At 58.9% G+C, this 19,331-nt stretch carries 16 protein-coding genes; 9 read left to right on the forward strand and 7 right to left on the reverse strand.

Annotated features, from left to right (window positions below; genetic code table 11):
• The 3 genes from KHU33_RS17240 to hutC all read right to left on the reverse strand — a co-directional run.
• The coding region (locus tag KHU33_RS17240; RefSeq protein ID WP_211465130.1) for a ferredoxin--NADP reductase at nt 1–518 on the reverse strand (518 nt) is incomplete at its 3' end.
• Nucleotides 515–2,005 carry an MFS transporter gene (locus tag KHU33_RS17245; RefSeq protein ID WP_211465132.1) on the reverse strand — a complete coding sequence of 497 codons (1,491 nt, stop codon included), beginning with the start codon at nt 2,003–2,005 and terminating at the stop codon, nt 515–517. The genes KHU33_RS17245 and KHU33_RS17240, both read right to left, overlap by 4 nt.
• Nucleotides 2,006–2,118: 113 nt before the next feature.
• Nucleotides 2,119–2,829, reverse strand: a complete 711-nt coding sequence (gene hutC, locus KHU33_RS17250; RefSeq protein ID WP_211465134.1) for a histidine utilization repressor — start codon at nt 2,827–2,829, stop codon at nt 2,119–2,121.
• Nucleotides 2,830–3,082: 253 nt separating this feature from the next.
• On the opposite strand from hutC, the gene hutU reads away from it, so the two are divergent.
• From hutU to hutG, 7 genes are all read left to right on the forward strand, one after another.
• Complete coding sequence (gene hutU / locus KHU33_RS17255) at nt 3,083–4,789, forward strand: urocanate hydratase (RefSeq protein ID WP_211465136.1); 1,707 nt, start codon at nt 3,083–3,085, stop codon at nt 4,787–4,789.
• Nucleotides 4,790–4,864: 75 nt separating this feature from the next.
• Nucleotides 4,865–6,208 carry an MFS transporter gene (locus KHU33_RS17260; protein WP_211465138.1) on the forward strand — a complete coding sequence of 448 codons (1,344 nt, stop codon included), beginning with the start codon at nt 4,865–4,867 and terminating at the stop codon, nt 6,206–6,208.
• A gap of 85 nt (nt 6,209–6,293) precedes the next feature.
• Nucleotides 6,294–7,835 (forward strand): histidine ammonia-lyase, encoded by a 1,542-nt coding sequence (hutH, locus tag KHU33_RS17265; protein WP_211465140.1) that lies wholly within the window; start codon nt 6,294–6,296, stop codon nt 7,833–7,835.
• Nucleotides 7,836–7,850: 15 nt separating this feature from the next.
• Nucleotides 7,851–8,420 carry a HutD/Ves family protein gene (locus KHU33_RS17270; protein WP_211465142.1) on the forward strand — a complete coding sequence of 190 codons (570 nt, stop codon included), beginning with the start codon at nt 7,851–7,853 and terminating at the stop codon, nt 8,418–8,420.
• Nucleotides 8,421–8,430: 10 nt separating this feature from the next.
• Entirely contained in the window at nt 8,431–9,696 is a 1,266-nt protein-coding gene (hutI, locus tag KHU33_RS17275; RefSeq protein WP_211465144.1) for an imidazolonepropionase, read from the forward strand.
• A complete protein-coding gene (locus KHU33_RS17280; protein ID WP_211465146.1) occupies nt 9,693–11,078 on the forward strand; it encodes a formimidoylglutamate deiminase in 1,386 nt (461 codons plus the stop codon). The genes hutI and KHU33_RS17280 overlap by 4 nt, the downstream gene beginning before the upstream one ends.
• Before the next feature lie 101 nt (nt 11,079–11,179).
• Nucleotides 11,180–12,001, forward strand: coding sequence for an N-formylglutamate deformylase (gene hutG, locus KHU33_RS17285; RefSeq protein WP_211465148.1), 822 nt, complete (start codon nt 11,180–11,182; stop codon nt 11,999–12,001).
• A 4-nt stretch (nt 12,002–12,005) separates the two neighbouring features.
• On the opposite strand, the gene cls is transcribed toward hutG, so the two are convergent.
• Together cls and KHU33_RS17295 are read right to left on the reverse strand one after the other, a co-directional pair.
• The gene (gene cls, locus KHU33_RS17290) at nt 12,006–13,355 is read right to left on the reverse strand and encodes a cardiolipin synthase (protein ID WP_211465150.1); all 1,350 of its coding nucleotides are present in this window, start codon (nt 13,353–13,355) and stop codon (nt 12,006–12,008) included.
• A 112-nt stretch (nt 13,356–13,467) separates the two neighbouring features.
• Nucleotides 13,468–15,579, reverse strand: a complete 2,112-nt coding sequence (locus KHU33_RS17295) for a site-specific recombinase (protein ID WP_211465152.1) — start codon at nt 15,577–15,579, stop codon at nt 13,468–13,470.
• Nucleotides 15,580–15,689: 110 nt separating this feature from the next.
• Here KHU33_RS17295 and aroQ point away from each other — a divergent pair, with 110 nt between their 5' ends.
• Nucleotides 15,690–16,265 (forward strand): gamma subclass chorismate mutase AroQ, encoded by a 576-nt coding sequence (gene aroQ / locus KHU33_RS17300; protein WP_211465154.1) that lies wholly within the window; start codon nt 15,690–15,692, stop codon nt 16,263–16,265.
• A gap of 29 nt (nt 16,266–16,294) precedes the next feature.
• Here aroQ and KHU33_RS17305 read toward each other — a convergent pair whose 3' ends face one another.
• Together KHU33_RS17305 and KHU33_RS17310 are read right to left on the reverse strand one after the other, a co-directional pair.
• Nucleotides 16,295–17,386 (reverse strand): patatin-like phospholipase family protein, encoded by a 1,092-nt coding sequence (locus KHU33_RS17305; protein ID WP_211465156.1) that lies wholly within the window; start codon nt 17,384–17,386, stop codon nt 16,295–16,297.
• Nucleotides 17,387–17,483: 97 nt separating this feature from the next.
• A complete protein-coding gene (locus KHU33_RS17310) occupies nt 17,484–18,113 on the reverse strand; it encodes a hypothetical protein (RefSeq protein ID WP_211465158.1) in 630 nt (209 codons plus the stop codon).
• A 205-nt stretch (nt 18,114–18,318) separates the two neighbouring features.
• Here KHU33_RS17310 and KHU33_RS17315 point away from each other — a divergent pair, with 205 nt between their 5' ends.
• Nucleotides 18,319–19,248, forward strand: coding sequence for a cation diffusion facilitator family transporter (locus KHU33_RS17315; protein ID WP_211465160.1), 930 nt, complete (start codon nt 18,319–18,321; stop codon nt 19,246–19,248).
• Nucleotides 19,249–19,331: the final 83 nt, after the last annotated feature.

Genomic DNA, 19,331 nt, shown 5'->3' on the forward strand with positions numbered 1-19,331 from the left:
CGCAGGTGCAGTTTGGACAGCAGCTCCTGATAGGCCAGTTCCTCGGCATTTCTTACGCAATGCACCAGAATCAGGTTGCGGAATTTTTTCCATACCGTGGGATCTTGCAAGATCGAGATATACGGACCGAGGCCGGTGCCGGTGGCCAGCATCCACAAATCCTCGCCATCCACAAACCGATCCGCAGTCATGAAACCGTAGCTGAATTTTTCGACCAGGATCGGGAAGCCTGGCTGCAAGCCTTTCAGTTGTTCGGTGAAGAGGCCGCCGGGGACATGCACCAGGAAATACTCCAGTTCGTCCTCGGTGACTGCCGAAGTGACCGAATAGGCGCGCCACAGCGTTTCGTCGCCGGCCACTACGCCCAGCCTGGCAAACTGCCCTGGCGTGAACTGGTAGCCGGCCGGGCGCGTAGTGCGGAACGATAGCAGTTTCTCGGTCCAGTAGTGCACGCTGGTGACGGTTTCAGTGCTGGCCTTGAGGCGGGAAACCGGGGTTTTCGGGGGCGTGCCGCTCATGCAAGAGGTTCCTGTAGTTGCTCGCTGCGCACAGTCCCGGACACAACCGGAGCGTTCAAGCGCAAGGCTTGCCGCACCGTGAAGAAGGCCAGTGTCGGCGCCGCTGCGAAGCAGATGAATAGCCATTGTGCCGCATTTGTCGCACCAGGCAAACCGCCCGGATCAGCCAGCCCGGCCAGCGATGTCACCATGCCGGCCAGGGCGGCGCCGATAGCGGTAGCGAACAGCTGCACTGTGGTGAGCGAATAGGCGGCCAGATTGCCTTCATCCGGATGGGCGCTGCTCAATATCTTTGCCATCAGGTGCGGCATGCCCATGCCGATGCCGAAACCGACCAGTATCAGCGCGATGCACAAGGGCAGCAGGCCGTAGTCATTCAGGACGGCGGCCGACGGCAGCATGAACGACAAGCCCAGCAAGGCAGCAATCACCACCAGCGGTCCGGCTTTCATGACAAATTCGGCACGAGCGCCGCTGTAGCTGGAAAACAGCAGCGCCGCCAGGGTCCAGCCGCAAGACATGATGCCGGTCAGATAGCCGGCCAGCAGCGGCGAGTGGCCCTGGATCACTTGCAAGAAATACGGTACGTAGATTTCGGTGGTGAGCCCCAGGATCATCAATATCATGGTGGCGTACAGGGCGCCGATGCGGCTGCGCAAGGAAAACGCGCCGCTCGGCAGCAAGCGCGCTTTTTCTACGCCACCGCGTTGCTCCAGCCAGGCGATCAATCCGATCAAGGCAATGCCGAAGACGATGCCGCCGACATTCAACACGGCGCTGCTGAACAGGCTGGCCGCCGATACCGATAGCACCGCCGCCGCCAGCAACAATATTTTCGTGATCGGAATGCTGTTGGGTTTCTCTTCAGAGAGCGTTTCTGCCGGCACTTTCAGCGTGAATTGCACCAGCAGCGCCAGTATGACGGCGGCCGGCAATAGCGCCCAGAACGCGCCGCGCCAGCTGCCGGCCTGCGCAAACATGCCGCCGATGGCGGGGCCTGATAGCGTGGAAATTCCCCACATGCCTGACATCAGGGCCATCGCCCGCGACCACAAAGGCGCTGCAAACACCACCCGGATCATGGCGTAAGACAGCGCCACCAGCACGCCGCCGCCGAAGCCTTGCACCGTGCGCGCCAGCAGCAGCCACACCATATGCGGCGCCAGCGCGCAGCCGGCCGAGCCCAGCGAAAACACCAGCAGCGCCAGCAGGCAGGCGGGCCGATAGCCAACCCACTCGACCAGCCGCGAAGCCACAGCGGCGGCGATGATGGACGCCACCACAAACAAAGAGGTAGCCCAGGCGTAGTATTCCAGGCCGCCGATCTCCTTGACTACCGACGGCAGGATGGTGGTGACGATGTACACATTGGTGGCGTGCATGCCGATGCCGCCGGCTAGCGTGATCGAGCGTAAGGCGTTGCGTCCTGACAGCAGGTCTGCCCAGCTGGCAGAGGGGGTGTTGAGCGAGGTGGTTGTTACTGACATGAATCGATATGTCCTGTTGTCTATCTTGTTACTGCTTGCGCATTAAAATTTTACTGCGTGAAAATGTACTGCGTCGGACCATCGACAGAATTGACGCTGCCTGCCCCGGCAGATCAGAAGCCGCCGGTAAATTGATACCTGGAGCCGGGATGCCATAAGGTGACCGAAGTCGCCACCGCCTGCCGCACCCAAGTCCGGCGCGACAGCAGCAGGCATGGTTCACCGGCTTCCATCTGCAGCAGCTTACGCACAGCGGTGTCGGGCATCTTGGATTCGATGCTGTATTCGGCTTTGTCCAGCGGCGCAATCTGCACCATGTAGTGGTTAGGCGTGATCCGATGAAAATCCTGTTGCAGGTAATCGGGAAACAGTTGCGGATTGGTGTAGCGGTCTTCCAGCTGGATCGGAATGTCGTCGGCAAAATGCACAATCACGGAATGAAACACCGGGCCGCTGTCCAGGCCTAGCGCCTTCAGCGCCACCGGCGCGGAACTGGCTTCCAGCGTCAGCACCTGGCTGCGATAACGATGGCCGCGGGCGACCAGTTCGTCGTCGATACTGTGTATCTCTACCAATGTCGACTGGTATTTGCCGGGCGCGACATAGGTGCCCGAACCCTGGATCCGCACCAGCAGCTGGTTGTCGGTCAGTTCGCGCAGGGCGCGGTTGACCGTCATCCGCGATAGACTGAATTGCAACATCAGCTCGCGTTCTGACGGGATCAGGTCGCCGGGTTTCCAGTCGCCGCTGCGGATTTGCTGCAAGACATGGTCTTTTACCTGTTGAAATGCCGGTACTGCCTTATTGCTTGATGCGCCATGCATATGCTGGTTCCTACTCAAGAAAATTCATCACGGATACTACATCAGTTGATTACTTCAGTTGCTGTCGAGCCAAGTATGCAAGTTCAAGTGTGCTTGAAGTCAATTACTATTTTTCAATGTTGCTGTGGGAGGCGGGTCACAGATTCACAAGATTCGCATAAATCTGGTTGACTAAGTTGTATAGGCATTATATTTTACTGGACTATACAACTTGCTGTTCTGTTTGCAGACATTTTCAAGGAGACTAATCAATATGAGCACAACCACCAAGACCGATCCGCGCCGCGACCCTAGCCGCACCATCCGGGCGCCACGCGGCAGCACGCTGACCGCCAAGAGCTGGCTGACCGAAGCGCCGTTGCGCATGTTGATGAACAATCTTGATCCGGAAGTGGCCGAGCGGCCGAACGACCTGGTAGTCTACGGCGGCATTGGCCGCGCCGCGCGCGACTGGGCCTGTTTCGACAAGATCGTCGAAACCCTGACCAATCTGAACGAAGATGAAACCTTGCTGATCCAGTCCGGCAAGCCGGTCGGCGTATTCCAGACCCACGCCGATGCGCCGCGGGTATTGCTGGCCAACTCCAACCTGGTGCCGAAATGGGCCAATTGGGAGCATTTCAACGAACTCGACCGCAAGGGCCTGTTCATGTACGGCCAGATGACCGCCGGCAGCTGGATCTACATCGGCAGCCAGGGCATCGTGCAAGGCACTTTTGAAACTTTTGCCGAAGCAGGGCGCCAGCACTTCGGCGGCGATCTCTCCGGCCGCTGGATCCTGACTGCCGGCCTGGGCGGCATGGGCGGCGCGCAACCGCTGGCGGCAACCCTGGCTGGAGCGGCTTCGCTGACTATCGAGTGCAAGCAGTCGAGCATTGATTTCCGCCTGCGCACACGCTATCTCGACAAGCAGGCCAAGGATCTGGACCATGCGCTGGAACTGATCAAATACCATACCGAACGCAAGGAAGCGATTTCCATCGGCCTGCTCGGCAATGCTGCCGAAGTCTTGCCGGAACTGGTCAAGCGCGCCAAGGCTGGCGGCATCAAGCCGGACCTGGTCACCGACCAGACTTCCGCGCATGACTTGATCAACGGCTATCTGCCGATCGGCTGGAGCGTCGAGCAATGGGTGGCGGCACAGCATGATCCGTCGCAGCAGAGCAAGCTGACGGCAGATGCGGCGCAATCCTGTGCGCTGCATGTGCAAGCGATGCTGGATTTCCACGCGATGGGCATCAAGACCGTTGATTACGGCAACAACATCCGCCAGGTGGCGTTTGACCAAGGCGTCAAGAACGCTTTCGATTTTCCCGGCTTCGTGCCGGCCTATATCCGGCCGCTGTTCTGTGAAGGCAAGGGGCCTTTCCGCTGGGTTGCCTTGTCCGGCGATCCCGAGGATATCTACAAGACCGACGCCAAGATCAAGGAACTGTTCCCGGAAAACAAGCATGTGCACCGCTGGCTGGACATGGCGCGTGAACGCATTTCCTTCCAGGGCTTGCCGGCGCGGATTTGCTGGCTGGGGCTGGGCGAGCGCCATATCGCCGGCCTGGCTTTCAATGAAATGGTGCGCACTGGCGAGTTGAAAGCGCCGGTGGTGATCGGCCGCGACCATCTGGATACCGGCTCGGTCGCCAGCCCGAACCGCGAAACCGAAAGCATGAAAGACGGCACCGATGCGGTTTCCGACTGGCCTTTGCTGAACGCCTTGCTGAATACCGCCGGCGGCGCCACCTGGGTTTCGCTGCATCACGGCGGCGGAGTCGGCATGGGTTATTCGCAACATTCCGGCATGGTGATTGTGGCTGACGGCACCGAAGCAGCCGCCAAGCGCCTGGCGCGGGTGCTGGTCAACGATTGCGCCTCCGGCGTGATGCGTCATGCCGACGCCGGTTACGAGGCGGCGATCGAATGCGCCAAGCGTCACAACTTGAATCTGCCGATGATCAATCGCTGATGGATGCTGCGTCGTTGCTAAACATTTAACAAACAAGCGACGACGCCATTAGATTAGATAAACAGGAGACGGTTTATGGAAATAAGTCAGCGCGACGCCAGCCTTGCAGCAGTGGGCGCAGAATCTGCACCCACGCTTGCGGCGGGCGGGAAAATCAAAAGAGCCAAGGCGGTAGCAGCGATCACCATCGGCAACGGTCTCGAATATTTCGAATTCACCTCGTATAGTTTTTTCGCCATCATCATCGGTAAATTGTATTTTCCGGCGGATGGCGATATCGCGCAGTTATTGCTGGTCACCGCCACCTTCGGCATTGGTTTCGTTGCGCGGCCTATAGGTGGTTTGCTGCTGGGCGCCTACGCTGACCGGGTCGGCCGCAAAGCCGCCATGACCTTGACGCTGCAGCTCATGGCGCTAGGTTCGGCGATGATTGTTTTTGCCCCGACCTATGCCCAGATCGGGCTGGCTGCGCCGTTGTTGATTGTGGCGGCGCGCCTGATCCAGGGTTTTGCGCTGGGCGGCGAGATCGGCGCCTCGACTTCCTTGCTGATGGAATATGCCGATGACAACTCGCGCGGATTCTACGGCGGTTTGCAGGCGGTCAGCCAGAATTTGAGCGCCTTGCTGGGGGCGTTGGCCGGCTTGTTCCTGACGGCCATCCTGACTACCGCATCACTGGAAAGCTGGGGCTGGCGCATTCCATTTGCGATCGGTTTGCTGATGGGGCCGCTGGGTGTGTTCATTCGCCGCAATTTGCACGAAACGCTGGATGACGGGCCTGCTGTCTATATGGGAAAGCCGAGGAAAAGCAACGCCATCAGCACCGTGTTTGCCCACCACAAAAAAGAAATCGCCGCCGGCATCCTGCTGACCATGGGCAATACAGCAGCGATCTACATCACCCTGTACTACATACCGACTTACGCCACCAAAATCTTGCACATGTCGATGTCGGCCGGACTGGCTGCCGCCTGCGTCGCTGCCGCAGTCGCGGCGTTGGTAGCGCCGCTGGCGGGCATGTTGTCCGACAAAGCCGGCCGTAAAAGAGTGTTTGCTGCATTCTGTCTGCTGCTGGCGCTAGTGATTTATCCCGCGTTTGCGCTGATCAACGCCCATACGACGCTCGGTGTATTGCTGCCGACTATTGCCTTGTTGTCGCTATTGACAACTTTCATTGCGGTGCCAGGCTTGGTGATGTTGCCGGAATTGTTTCCACGGCCGGTGCGGGTGACGGGAATGTCGGTGGTGTATTGTGTCGGCGTTTCCATTTTTTGCGGTTTCGCGCCTTTTTTTGCCACCGAACTGATGGCGCTTTCGGGCAGTAACCTGGCGCCCTCATGGTATGTCATCGGCTGCGCCCTGATAGCGCTGTTGTCGTTACCTTTGATACGAGACAAGGCCGGTCAGCCTTTGGACTGAATTTAAGCTGAATTCGAGTTGAGTTTAAACTGAACCGCGGCCGTAAAATCGATTTATGTTTTGCGCTAATTTGAAAGAAATAACCATGAAAACAACCTTGACTCTGCAACCAGGAAAAATGTCTTTGGCAGAGATTCGCCGCATCTGGGCCGAGGCCGTGCCGCTGCAGTTGCCGCCGGCTGCCTACATCGCCATCAATGCGTCCGCCGCCACCGTCGCCAGGATTGTCGAGCGCGGCGACGCCGCCTACGGCATCAACACCGGCTTCGGCAAACTGGCCAAGACCCGCATCCCGGACGAGCAGCTGGAACTGCTGCAACGTAACCTGATCCTGTCGCACTCGGTTGGCACCGGCGAGCTGATCGACGATGCCGCGGTGCGCCTGATCCTGGCCATGAAAATCGGCAGCCTGGCGCGCGGCTACTCCGGCATCCGGGCGCAGGTGATCGATGCCTTGCTGGCGATCTACAACGCCGGCATCATGCCTTGCATCCCGGTCAAGGGTTCGGTCGGCGCATCCGGCGACCTGGCGCCCTTGTCGCACATGACATTGGCGATCCTGGGCGAGGGCCAGGTGCGGGTCGACGGCAAGCTGACCGACGCCAAGGAGGCGCTGGCCAAGGCAGGCATCACACCTATCGTATTGGCGGCCAAGGAAGGGCTGGCGCTGATCAACGGTACCCAGGTTTCCACCGCACTGACATTGAACGGCCTGTTCCTGGCGGAGCGTGTGCTGGAAGCCGCGACCGTAACTGGCGCGCTGGCAGTCGACGCCGCCCGCGGCAGCGATGCGCCGTTCGATCCGCGTGTGCATGAAGTACGCGGCCAGCCGGGGCAGATCGCCACCGCCAAGATCTATCGTCAACTGTTGAGCGGCAGCGCGATCCGGCAATCGCATCTGGTCAACGACGAGCGCGTGCAAGATCCCTACAGCTTGCGTTGCCAGCCGCAAGTGATGGGCGCTTGCGTCGACCTGATCGGCAATGCGGCGCGTACCTTGCTGATCGAGGCCAACGCCGTGACCGATAACCCGCTGATTTATGCGGAGCGTGATGAAGTTATCTCGGGCGGTAATTTTCACGCCGAGCCGGTGGCTTTCGCGGCTGACACGCTGGCATTGGCGATCACTGAAATCGGCGCCTTGTCGGAACGCCGTATCGCCTTGCTGATCGATTCATCCTTGTCGGGTTTGCCGCCGTTCCTGGTGCAGTCGTCCGGCCTCAACTCCGGTTTCATGATTGCGCATGTGACTGCCGCCGCCCTGGCGTCTGAAAACAAATCGCTGGCGCATCCGGCCAGCGTCGACAGCCTGCCGACTTCCGCCAACCAGGAAGACCACGTCAGCATGGCGACTTTTGCTGGCCGCCGCCTGCATGAAATGGCGCACAATACCGCCACCATCGTCGCAATTGAATTGCTGGCAGCGGCGCAGGGCGTGGATTGTCATCAGCCGCTGGCTACTTCGCCCATGTTGAGTGAGGTGCTGCAGCGCTTGCGTCAGCAGGTTGCGTTCTACGATAAGGATCGTTTCTTCGCGCCGGATATCGAAGCCGCCAAGCAACTGGTCTTGCAAGGCGCGGTCAGCGATAGCTGCCAAGCTTTGTTTGCCGATTTGTACGCTCAATGAAGCGTGGCTGACGCTATGCGCTTGATCAGCTTCGACGATTTGCCTGCCACGCCGTGGAAAAACGGCGGCGGCGTCACGCGTGAGCTGCACGGCTATCCGGCAGCGGCTTCATTCGACCAATTTTTGTGGCGAGTGAGCATTGCCGACGTCACGCAATCCGGCCCTTTTTCCAGTTTCCCCGGCGTCGACCGGGTGATTACCTTGCTGCAAGGCGAGGGCATGCGCTTAGTCTCGGCCAGCGGCGACCGCACTTTATTGACGCCGTTGCAACCGCATCGTTTTAGCGGCGAAGAGCAGATCAGCGCACAATTGGAGGGCATCGCCTGCCTGGATTTCAACCTGATGCTGCGGCGCGGCTTAGCCACCGGCTTAGTGGACATCTGGCATGCTGACCAGGATCTGCCGCAAGGCTGCGATCTGCTGTTTTGCCTGCAGGGACGCTGGGACGTGCTGACGGCGAGCAGCGAGCATGCAACGCTGGGGCCGCGCCAGACTCTGGTCTGCGAGCAAAAGCAGGGAGCACTGTCGTTGCGTTCGCTACAGGCGGGCAGTATCGTCATCAGTGTCAACATCAATCTGCTATAGGGAAACCGGCATGTTGCAGAGTCAAGAAGTCAAGCAAGTTCAGCCAGCCGATGGTATCTGGCACAACGCCAGGATTGCACCCTCCGGCAATCCCGATCAAGTCATCACAGACGCCGCCATGGTGCTGCGCGACGGCTTGATTGCCTGGATCGGAACGGAGGCAGAGATGCCGGATGAATTTGGCCAGGCCGGACTGGCCCGGCACGACGTTGGCAAGCGCTGGATTACGCCCGGCTTGATCGATTGCCATACCCATCTGGTATACGGCGGCAATCGCGCCGACGAATTTGCCTTGCGCCTGGCCGGCGCCAGCTATGAAGAAATTGCGCGGAGCGGCGGCGGCATCGTGTCTACCGTGCGCGCCACCCGCCTGGCCGACGAGGATAGCCTGTTCCAGCAATCGGCGCGGCGCCTGGAAGCGTTGCTGGCCGAGGGCGTGACCACGGTTGAAATCAAATCCGGCTACGGCCTGGATCTGGCCACAGAACGCAAGATGCTGCGGGTGGCGCGGCGTCTGGGCACGTCCTATCCGGTCACTGTCTATACCACTTTCCTTGGCGCCCACGCCTTGCCGCCGGAATACCTGGGCCGCGCTGACGCATACATCAAGCTGGTTTGCGAAGAGATGCTGCCGGCCTTGCATGCCGAAGGATTGATCGATGCGGTCGATGTGTTTTGCGAAAACATCGGCTTCTCCGTGGCGCAGAGCGAACAAGTGTTTAGCGCCGCTGCCAAGCTTGGCCTGCCGGTAAAGATGCATGCCGACCAGCTCTCGAATATGGGCGGCACGCAATTGGCAACGCGCTTCAAGGCCCTTTCGGTCGATCATCTGGAACATCTGAGCGAAGCAGACGTGATAGCCATGCAGCAAAGCGGCACGGTCGCGGTGCTGCTGCCCGGCGCTTATTACTTCATCCGCGAAACAAAACAGCCGCCGCTGGAGCTATTGCGGCGTTACAAGATACCGATCGCGATCTCTACCGATAGCAATCCGGGCACTTCGCCCAGCACTTCCTTGCTGCTGATGCTGAACATGGCTTGCACCTTGTTCCGGATGACGACAGCGGAAGCGCTGACGGGCGTCACCGCCAACGCCGCACTGGCGCTCGGCAAGGCGGACCGTCACGGTTTGCTGGCGGCAGGACGCGCTGCAGATTTTGTGGTCTGGTCGGTGGAATCGCTGGCGGAACTGGCTTACTGGTCGGGGCTTAATCCCTGTAGCACAATAGTCCGCGCCGGCCAATTTAGCGTCGCATTGCAAAAGGAGACAGCATGAAACAATTGATCGCCGACCGTGCCCTGTTACCTGAAGGTTGGCGCAGCAATGTGCTGCTGCAGTGGGATGACAAGGGCATCCTGACCTGCGTCAAACCCGACGCCGAGGAAATCGCACTAGCTCCCAGAGTCGCCGGCACGGTGTTGCCCGGTATCGCCAACCTGCATTCGCACGCGTTTCAAAGAGCGATGGCGGGGCTCACCGAATATCGCTCAGATCCCAGCGACAGTTTCTGGAGCTGGCGCACCCTGATGTACAAGTTTGCCGGAAAATTATCGCCGGCCGATCTGAAAGCGATTGCGGTGCAGCTGTATATCGAGATGCTGCAAGCCGGCTATACCTCGGTCTGCGAGTTCCATTACCTGCATCACGATAGCGGTGGCAAGCCTTACGCCAATCCGGCTGAAAACCTGGTGTGCCTGATTGAAGCAGCACAGGAAGTTGGCATCGGCCTGACTTTGCTGCCGGTCATGTATCAATACAGCGGTTTCGGCGCCCAGCCCCCGCATGCCGGGCAAGCGCGTTTCATCAATTCGCCGGAATGGATTATCAGCGTCTTGCAAGCTTTGCAAGCCGCGCATCCGCAGCATGCCGGCCTGCGTTATGGCGTTGCACCGCATTCCTTGCGGGCAGTGTCGCCGCAATCGCTGCAGCAGTTGCTGACGCTGCTGCGGCAATGGGATGCGCAAGCACCGGTGCATATCCACATCGCCGAGCAAAACCAAGAGGTTGAAGACTGTATCGCCGCTCTGGGCGCGCGGCCGGTGGCCTGGCTGCTGGACAATGTCGAGGTCGACCGCCGCTGGTGTCTGGTGCATGCCACCCATATGACTACGGCAGAGACAGAAAAACTGGCGCGCAGCGGTGCTGTCGCCGGCATTTGCCCGACCACCGAAGCCAATCTAGGCGATGGCATTTTCAACGGCGTGAGGTATGCGGCCGAGCAGGGCGTGTGGGGTATCGGTTCCGACAGCCACATCAGCACCAGCGTCAGCGAAGAATTGCGCTTGTATGAATACAGCCAGCGCCTGCAGCATGGTCAGCGCAATATGCTGGCCGGCAGTGGCAACGAAGGTGCTTCGGTGGGCGGCTATCTGTATCGCCAGGCTCTGCGCGGCGGCGCTGCCGCCAGCGGCCGCCAGGTGGCCGGTTTGCAACTCGGGCAGCGCGCCGACTTGCTGGTGCTGGATCAGCAGCACGCGGACCTGAACGGCAAACACGGTGATCAGTTGCTCGACAGTTTTGTGTTTTGCCAGCACGGGCAAACGCCAGTGCGCGATGTCATGGCCGGCGGTCATTGGGTCATCAGAGACCACAGGCATACCCTCCAGGAGCAGAGCGCTTTATCGTATGCGAGTACCATGAAAAAATTGTTGAACTAGGGCGTGTTGACATATATGTCAACACGCTGCTCCTAGGCACGCAACGCCTGCTGCGCGTTCGCATTCCCAAATCATATGTCAACACGCCCTAAGGATCCGAGATGCGTTTACCTGTAGAAAAATTCCTGTTTCATCGCGGCCGATTGCCGTTGCTGGTTTCCATGCCGCACGCGGGGGAATATATTCCGCCCGATATCTGCGCCAACATGAGCGCTGCGGCGCTGTATATTGCCGATACCGATTGGCACTTGCCGCAGTTATACAATTTCCTGGAACAGCTCGGTGCGTCGATTCTGGTGGCAACTCACTCGCGTTATGTGATCGACTTGAATCGCCCCGAGGACAACGTCAATCTTTATCCGGGACAGGATACGACAGGACTGTGTCCGCTGGACACCTTCCACAAGGAAGCCCTGTATCAACCCGGGAAAAATCCCGATGAAGCCGAAATCCAGCGCCGTGTTACGCAATACTGGCGGCCGTATCATCAGCAGCTGGCGCAGGAATTGCAGCGCATGCGCGCCGAACATGGCGTGGCGATGTTGTGGGATGCGCATTCCATCGCGTCGGAGGTGCCGCGCTTTTTCGAGGGGCGTTTGCCGGACTTGAATCTGGGCACCGCTTCCGGCAGCTCGTGTGCGCCGCAACTGACACAGCAACTGCAAGCGGTTGCCGTCCAGGCGGCCGAGGCCGGCTACAGCCACGCCGTGAATGGCCGTTTCAAAGGCGGCCATATTACGCGGCACTATGGCAAGCCCGAGCAGAATATCCATGCAGTGCAACTGGAGCAGGCGCAAATCACCTATATGGAAGAGCAACGGCCGTTTGCTTTCGATGAGCAGAAGGCGGCGGGAGTGCGGCCGACTTTGCAGCGTTTCATGGACGTGATGCTGGCCTGGGCGCAAACCCACGCATTGCGCTGATCCCTCATAACCAATAGCCGAGCGAGCGCGCTGCCCATTCCTTGATGCGTTCGGACAGCGGCCGTTGCCGCCATTGTTCCAGTGTGATCTGGCTTGAGCCGCGGATATCTTCGCGGAAGGCTTTTTCCATTTCGCGGCCAAACTGGTCGTCGATGACGATCACGTTTGCTTCGTAGTTATGGAGGAAGCTGCGGATGTCCATGTTGGCGGAACCGACGGTGGACCAGCTGCCGTCTATCACTGCGGTTTTGGCATGCAGCACCGCTATCTGCAATTGATAAATGTGGACGCCGGCGCTTAGCAGTTGCGTATAAAACGATTGGCCGGCGTGGTACACCAGGCCGATGTCGGTGACGCTGGGCAAGATCAAGCTGACATCGACGCCACGCTTGGCTGCGGCCACCAAGGCATCCACCAGCTGACGGTCGGGGATGAAGTAAGGTGTGGTGATATGTATGCTCCTGCGGGCCTGCTGAATCGCCAGGATATAGGCTTTGTAAAGACTGTAATCGCCGTCGGGCTGGCTGCCCAGTACATGCACGGTCTTGTCGCCGGCGTTCTCCAGTTGCGGAAAATAATCCAGGTCCGGCAGATCTTCAGCTTGCTGCGCGCTCCAGGTTTGCAAGAACAATAATTGCAACGAAGCGACCGCCGGGCCTTCTATCTGTACATGGGTATCGCGCCAGCCTACGGCGTCGCTGCCGGGCCGACGTCTGGCCCGAAACAAGGAACTGTTGGCGTAGGCGGCGCTGATATTGACGCCTCCGGTGAAGCCGATCTTGCCGTCCACCACCAGGATCTTGCGATGATCGCGATGATTCAGCTGCCAGCGGCCAAAGCGCTTGAGCGGATTGACCGGATTGAATTCGATCAGCTTGATGCCGGCGGCGCGCATGCGCTCGAAAAATTCGGTGGGGGTGCCGATGCTGCCGACACTGTCGTAAATGATGTTGACCTGCACTCCGGCGCCTTGTTTTTCAATTAACAGATCGGCAAAACGCTGACCCAACTGGTCGCGGTCGAAAATATAGGTTTCAAAATTGATCGTGCTTTTGGCTTGTTGAATGGCGGCTATCATCGCCGTCATGGTGTCGGGCCCGTCGAACAGCAGAGTTATCTTGTTACCTTTGATCAGCGGGCTGCCGGTTGCCGCTTGTTCCATCGCCGCCATGGTGTCGAGCCTGGATAAGGCAGCGGCCGGGCCGCTGCTGCTGGCGACCAGCTGTGATGCTGAAGCGCTCAGATGGCTGACATCGGGCAGGGTCGAGCAGGCTGCTGTCAGGATGGACAGCAGCGCAGCCGTATATCGCAAAAAAAAACGTAGAGAAAAACCAGGTAGCTGAGCGTTCAACATGTTTCCCATATCCGGTAAATATATTGCCGATCGGATACTACCGTGTTGCGCCGACTTTTGCTTGCATAATCGCGTTGCAGGAGGTCATGCAACGCGCCTTATCCTTCAGGCACTAAACGGTGGGCTTGTCTTGTTCCTGAGGAACGACTCTTTTGGGTGGCATGAAAAAATCCTTGGGACCTTTCCTGAAGCGTGTGAAGACGGCTTTGGCCAGGGTCATGCCATGATGGAAGCGCACCTGGCGCGCGCGCATGGCGACGAACAGCGCCAGCGAAAAGCTGACCCACAGATTGATCGTGCCTATTCCCAGAACGCCAATCACGGAGACGACCGTCGTATGCCAGCTCATCTGATTGTCGAGGCCGACCAGGGCGGTAGCAAAGTTGGTGGCCGAAAACGTAATGTGGCGAATATCGATAGGCAGGCCTAGCATGAAACCGACGGTGCCGATGGTGCCGAGCAGGATGCCGAAGTAAAAATTACCCATCAGGCCGCCCAGGTTGCTTTCCAGGTATTCGCCGAACCTGGCCAGCCGTTGCTGGCCCAGCAGCTTGCGCAGCCAGTGCGCGCGCGCCACACGTTGCGCGATGTGGGTGTAGAGCGCTTTGTTATCGTAGTAGCCCGAGATCAGGCCGGCCAGGAACAGGCAGACGCCGGCAATCGCGGCATGGAACAGCGCCAGGCTGGCGAACGGATCGATGTCGTGCAACAGGTGGGCCGCCTTGTCGGGCGACACCAGGTGATGACCGAACAGCGCGTGATAGGAGAAGGCGATCAGGTAAGCCACCGGAAAAGCCAGCAGCAAATTGCCGGCCACCGCGATGAACTGGGTGCGTATCACCTTGACGATCAACTCTACCAGGCTGTCGAGATCGATATTGCGGCCGTCCCGGCTTTGCAAGCCGGAGGCAATGCGTGATGCAGTCATCGCCGGCTGCTTGGTGGCGACCGTGAAATGCAGCACATGGATCAGCATGAAGCCGAGCGAATAATTCATGCTGAATAAAAATGCTTCCACCAGCGGCGCAGCGCGCAGATAGGACGCCAGGATCTTCAGCAGCGACATGAAGCCGATGATCAGGCCGGCGCCGGAGGCGGAGCGGAACATCGCAGCGTATTCTGAACGGTCTTCGGCGATATAGTGTTCGCCGGTGCGGCTGGCGTTTTCGGTGACGTTGCGCGCCAGCAGGTTGATGTTGTCGGCGAATAGTTCGCGCACTGCGTATTTACGGTTGTGTCCTTCAACCAGCTCCTGGCCCAGCGCCAGGGCCAGGCTGTGCTTGGCGAGTTGCCTGGCGTCGGCTTCGCTCTGATCGGAGGGATCTTCGGCTGGCGCAGTCTCGGCTGTGCCGACATCGACCAGGCTTAGCAATTTGCGCAGACGCGTAATGCTTTGTTCCAGCCTCACCAGCAGATAGGTGAGGGAGACGCTGCTGCCCATGCGCAAGGCGTTCTTGCGGATCTTGAGGACGATGGTTTCACACTGATCCAGCATCACCGACAGATGGCGGGCGTCTTCCAGCGCCGGCAAATCGCTCGGATCGGCAACTGAATCGGCGGCTGCCAGATGCTGGCGATAACTGTTCAGATACAGATGCAGCTCGACGTTTTGCATCAGGAACGGCGATTCGAACTCATCGATGCTGGGGTAGAGCCGCAGCAGCGCCGGCTCCAGGCCCATGGCGCTGATGCGATAGGACAGGGTCTGGATTGCCTCCAGCAATTCACCCACGGTTTTATGGCGCTCGACGGCGTCGCTGGCGGCATTGTTCTCGGTGTCGGTATAGGGTGCGGCCTGGCTGAGCAGGTCGAACAGGCTCAGCCAGTCAGCTGCGGGGACGGCGTTGATCCACAGATAATCGGTCTCGACCGGCAGCAGGCGGTCGAGGCAATCGCGCAGATAGTTTTCATCCAGCGCCGGCGGCAAGATGCGAAACGACAGGCGCTGAAACAGTTCGGTAAAAAAGCCGGCGTTGGGCAGGATGCCGGTATCGGTATACAGGCTGATCTGACGCCGCATCGAAAACAGCCGCAGTATGTAATGGCGCAAGGCGCTGGCCTGGGCCGGTTCGCCATGCAGCAACTGCACCAGCGCGCGCACATTCTCGGCCGCTTGCTGGCCAAGCTCCGGCTTGCTGGGGCGTAAGGTCTTTATCAAGGCCACCAGATGATCGATATTGTCGGAGTTCGGATCGGCGGCGATGAGTTTTAGTGTTGACAGCATGTAAATTTTAAAAAATGCAAAGTCGATAGTGTACGTTTAGTTTGTCGAAACCGGTTGTGATTGAAGCTTATGAATCGGTACTATGCTCTAAGTTGCCATAGAAAGAATCCATGAAATTTTCCAAAACGTCATCCTTGGGCAAAATCTTTGCCTGTATGTTCCTGTTGTTCATGCTGGCGGCCTGCCAGAGTTTACCGCCAGCGCCGAGCGCTGCCGATGCGGCCCAGATCGATCACCTGTTGATGCTGATAGATCAACGCCTGGCGGTCGCTCCCATGGTAGCCAAGGCGAAATGGAATGCCGGCGGCGCAGTCAACGATCCGCCGCGCGAGCAATTGATACTGGATGCCGTCACTGCGCAGGCCAAGGGTTTGGATGCGGGTTTTGTACGACGCTTCTTCCAGGCCCAGTTCGACGCCAGCAAGGCGCTGCAGCTAGGCTTGCATGCGCAATGGCGGCGGCAAGGCGCCGGCAGTTTTGCCGATGCGCCCGACCTGGGGCGGGATGTGCGGCCGGTGCTGGATAAGTTGACGCCGCAATTGATTGCCGCGCTAGGCAAGATCGAGCCCTTGCTGGCGCAGCCGGGCGTGCCTGCCTATATCGAAATGCGCTCACGAATCCTGGTGCGTGGCGATCTGGACGGTGTGCCGCGCGGCGTTGCACTGCAGGGCTGGCTGAGAAATTAGTCCGGGCGGCAGCCAGTCATGCTCAATGTTCAGTCCCTGTTGTGTTTTGTCGCATAACGCATGTGCTTTTTGTAGTTGGGGCCGGGCTTGGCAAAAGCCTCCAGTCCGCGCTGATAGCCATATTGCCATTGCGCTTCGACATGCTCCAGATAAGAAGCATGGCTAGCCGGCATGCGCAGGTGCAGCCGATTTTTCGGCCACGACAATTTCTGTTGCATGCCGCGCTTGTGGAATACGCTTTCCACATCCGAGGCGTCGATCCAGACATCGGCATGCTGACCATGCACATGGCGCAAGCGCTGGTTGCCGTCCACGCCCAGCACTGCGCGCCAGGCGGGAATCGCCAGCGCCTGGCTAAACGGCGCCTTCATTTCCATCACTACCCGTTGCGCTAATTTGTTTGCCAGTTCGATAGGAAACAGATCGACCACGCCGCCGGTGTAGTGCCTGGCCTGATGCGAGTGGCAGCGAAAATAAAACATGTCGGAAATGGAAATCCGCACAGCGTCGGCGATAGGCATATCCACCTCGGTAAGCAATTGCGGCGCAATCGCATTGTCGCCCCAGATCGGATTGCTCATGGGGGCAGGCATGCCCTCAAGCAGCGCCGCCACACGCGGATCGCAAAACACGGTCTCGGCAAATAATTTCCGGCCGGCTCTGCGCTGTCCTACTTCATCTTTTGAAAATAATATTTTACCGCCGACAATCGCGACCGCAACCGGATTTTCCGCTTGCGGCTGCAGCGGGGGCAGCGGCAATTGCGCCGGGATATCGAAAAAATAATCGCTGAATAAATCGGGAATAACGGCGGCGCGCTTGGCCGTCAGGCGGCGTTTGACGGCATGGATAAACGAGCGGCCGATGGCGGCTTTGGGCGTCGATTGCAAGCCGCAGAGAAACTGATACATCGCCGGCGAGCTGATCCATGCCTTGCGCTGGGCGTCGTCCGGCAGCGCCTGGATCACGGCGGCAGCGATCGAGCCGCCGCAGCTGGCCAGCAGCAGATCGGGTTTGTTACCGGTATCGACGGCTGCCGCGTACATGCCAAGATAGTAACCAAAACGAAAGCCGCCGCCTGCCATCACCATGCAATATTGATATTTTTCAGTTCGCGTCATGGGCTGGAATGATGCACTAATTGCATCCGGAATCACAAGAAAATCACAAGAATTTTTACTCGACAGAATTGGCCGCATCCATCGTCGCAGCCTCTATTTAGCAATGCGCCCAGAACCTTCTGGTTTGCAGCTCGTCCCGTTCGCGTTGCATGCGGTCGCGGATATGCGGTGGTTGCCGCCGGTGCGCCCAATAATCCAGCCAATCCAAGCGCCGTCCGAGCGCCTGGCAGTCGACGCTGGGCTCGGTAGTGATCGAAGTAACCGGTTCGATAACAGCGGCGGGCGGCGCGGATCTAGCGACCGGCGGCGGCTGACGCAGTGCCTGTTCAATTGTCGCCTGATCGAGGCCGGGGATGACGGCATTGTCGATAATTTGCAGCGACTTGGCCCTGCTGCCTTGGGGGCAGCCTTTGTCGGTATAGACGATTTTTCCATCTATGCTGCATTTGGCAATCGCTCCGGGCTCTCCCGGCAGAGCAGGCTTGGTGTTTGCAGGCGACAATAATGGCGGCGTTTCGTTAGCCGCCAGCGTTGTCGAGGTTACCGCTGAGGGCGGTGCAGGATTTGCAGGGTTGGCTGTCAGCGGCGCGGCGCTACCGGCTTTTGCCGGATTCTCGACGCGCTTGCCGTCAGCTGGGTTGAACCAATGGTCGGCCCCATATAAGCCACCGCTGACAAATGCGATGGCCAGCAGGAATACGCCAAAAATCCGGACAGTAGGGTGCATAACGTTATTCAAAGAGTTGCGCCGGTCGCCACCGCCAGCCGCGATGAATAGTGTAGTCCGCTTTTTCCATCGCGTAACTTTTTATGTGCGTGCTTGACCCTGTGGCAGCTACAGGGTTTTAAATCAGATTGATTGCGTGAGTTGCAATTGCGGCATGCCGCAATAAAGCGGTACATTACTCCCACATAACACGCCAAGGACAATCATGAGCGCAGGCCATTCTCACGCCTTACCCAGCAGCCAGAACGAGAAATATATCTGGATCGCATTAGGGCTTACCACGACCTTCCTGGTGGTGGAAGTGATCGGCGGCCTGATCACCGGCAGCCTGGCGCTGATCTCGGATGCGGCGCACATGCTGACAGACACCATGGCGCTGGCCATCGCACTGGCGGCGATCCGCATCGCCAGAAGAGCGCCCGATGCGCGCCGCACCTTTGGCTATCACCGGTTTGAAATCCTGGCGGCGGCGTTCAACGCGGTACTGCTGTTCCTGGTGGCGATGTATATCTTGTACGAGGCTTACCAGCGCTTTCGCAGCCCGGCAGAAATTCAGTCGACCGGAATGCTGGTGATTGCCGTCTTCGGCCTGGTTGTCAATTTGATCAGCATGCGCCTGCTCAGCGGCGGCAAGGACGCCAGCTTGAACGTTAAAGGAGCCTATCTGGAAGTCTGGAGCGATATGCTGGGCTCGGTCGGTGTGATTCTCGGTGCGTTGGTGATCCGCTATACCGGCTGGGCCTGGGTCGACTCTCTGGTTGCGGTACTGATCGGTTTCTGGGTATTGCCGCGCACCTGGATCTTGCTGAAGGAGAGCGTGAATATCCTGCTGGAAGGGGTGCCGGAGGGGATGGACATCGAACAGGTGCAAGCCGCGCTACGCGCCGTGCCGGGGGTGGCGAGCGTGCATGATTTCCACCTGTGGGCAGTCACCAGCGGCAAGGCCAGCCTGACCGCGCATGTGGTGTACGACCCGGCGTATTCGACAGAGCAATTGCTGCCTGCGCTGAAAGACATTCTGGCGTCGCAGTTTGCGGTGTATCACACCACGCTGCAGTTCGAGATAAATCCTTGCGCGCACACGGCGGATGGCTGCAACTACAGCGCGCCGGAGGAGCACCATATACATGCTTGAGGGCGGTTGGTCTGAGTTGCATTCACTCAGACTCAACCGTAACCAAACTGCAGTGGATCGCTATGCGTCTACATGCTCACCTG

The sequence above is a fragment of the Collimonas silvisoli genome, assembly GCF_018305005.1.
In the GTDB taxonomy this organism is placed as follows: Bacteria; Pseudomonadota; Gammaproteobacteria; order Burkholderiales; family Burkholderiaceae_D; genus Collimonas; species Collimonas silvisoli.

Excerpts from the sequence above, each read along its gene's own strand:
- KHU33_RS17245 (WP_211465132.1), bottom strand. The coding sequence starts at position 2,005 with ATGTCAGTAACAACCACCTCGCTCAACACCCCCTCTGCCAGCTGGGCA.
- hutC (WP_211465134.1), bottom strand. The coding sequence starts at position 2,829 with ATGCATGGCGCATCAAGCAATAAGGCAGTACCGGCATTTCAACAGGTA.
- hutU (WP_211465136.1), top strand. The coding sequence starts at position 3,083 with ATGAGCACAACCACCAAGACCGATCCGCGCCGCGACCCTAGCCGCACC.
- KHU33_RS17260 (WP_211465138.1), top strand. The coding sequence starts at position 4,865 with ATGGAAATAAGTCAGCGCGACGCCAGCCTTGCAGCAGTGGGCGCAGAA.
- hutH (WP_211465140.1), top strand. The coding sequence starts at position 6,294 with ATGAAAACAACCTTGACTCTGCAACCAGGAAAAATGTCTTTGGCAGAG.
- KHU33_RS17270 (WP_211465142.1), top strand. The coding sequence starts at position 7,851 with ATGCGCTTGATCAGCTTCGACGATTTGCCTGCCACGCCGTGGAAAAAC.
- hutI (WP_211465144.1), top strand. The coding sequence starts at position 8,431 with ATGTTGCAGAGTCAAGAAGTCAAGCAAGTTCAGCCAGCCGATGGTATC.
- KHU33_RS17280 (WP_211465146.1), top strand. The coding sequence starts at position 9,693 with ATGAAACAATTGATCGCCGACCGTGCCCTGTTACCTGAAGGTTGGCGC.
- hutG (WP_211465148.1), top strand. The coding sequence starts at position 11,180 with ATGCGTTTACCTGTAGAAAAATTCCTGTTTCATCGCGGCCGATTGCCG.
- cls (WP_211465150.1), bottom strand. The coding sequence starts at position 13,355 with ATGTTGAACGCTCAGCTACCTGGTTTTTCTCTACGTTTTTTTTTGCGA.
- KHU33_RS17295 (WP_211465152.1), bottom strand. The coding sequence starts at position 15,579 with ATGCTGTCAACACTAAAACTCATCGCCGCCGATCCGAACTCCGACAAT.
- aroQ (WP_211465154.1), top strand. The coding sequence starts at position 15,690 with ATGAAATTTTCCAAAACGTCATCCTTGGGCAAAATCTTTGCCTGTATG.
- KHU33_RS17305 (WP_211465156.1), bottom strand. The coding sequence starts at position 17,386 with ATGACGCGAACTGAAAAATATCAATATTGCATGGTGATGGCAGGCGGC.
- KHU33_RS17310 (WP_211465158.1), bottom strand. The coding sequence starts at position 18,113 with ATGCACCCTACTGTCCGGATTTTTGGCGTATTCCTGCTGGCCATCGCA.
- KHU33_RS17315 (WP_211465160.1), top strand. The coding sequence starts at position 18,319 with ATGAGCGCAGGCCATTCTCACGCCTTACCCAGCAGCCAGAACGAGAAA.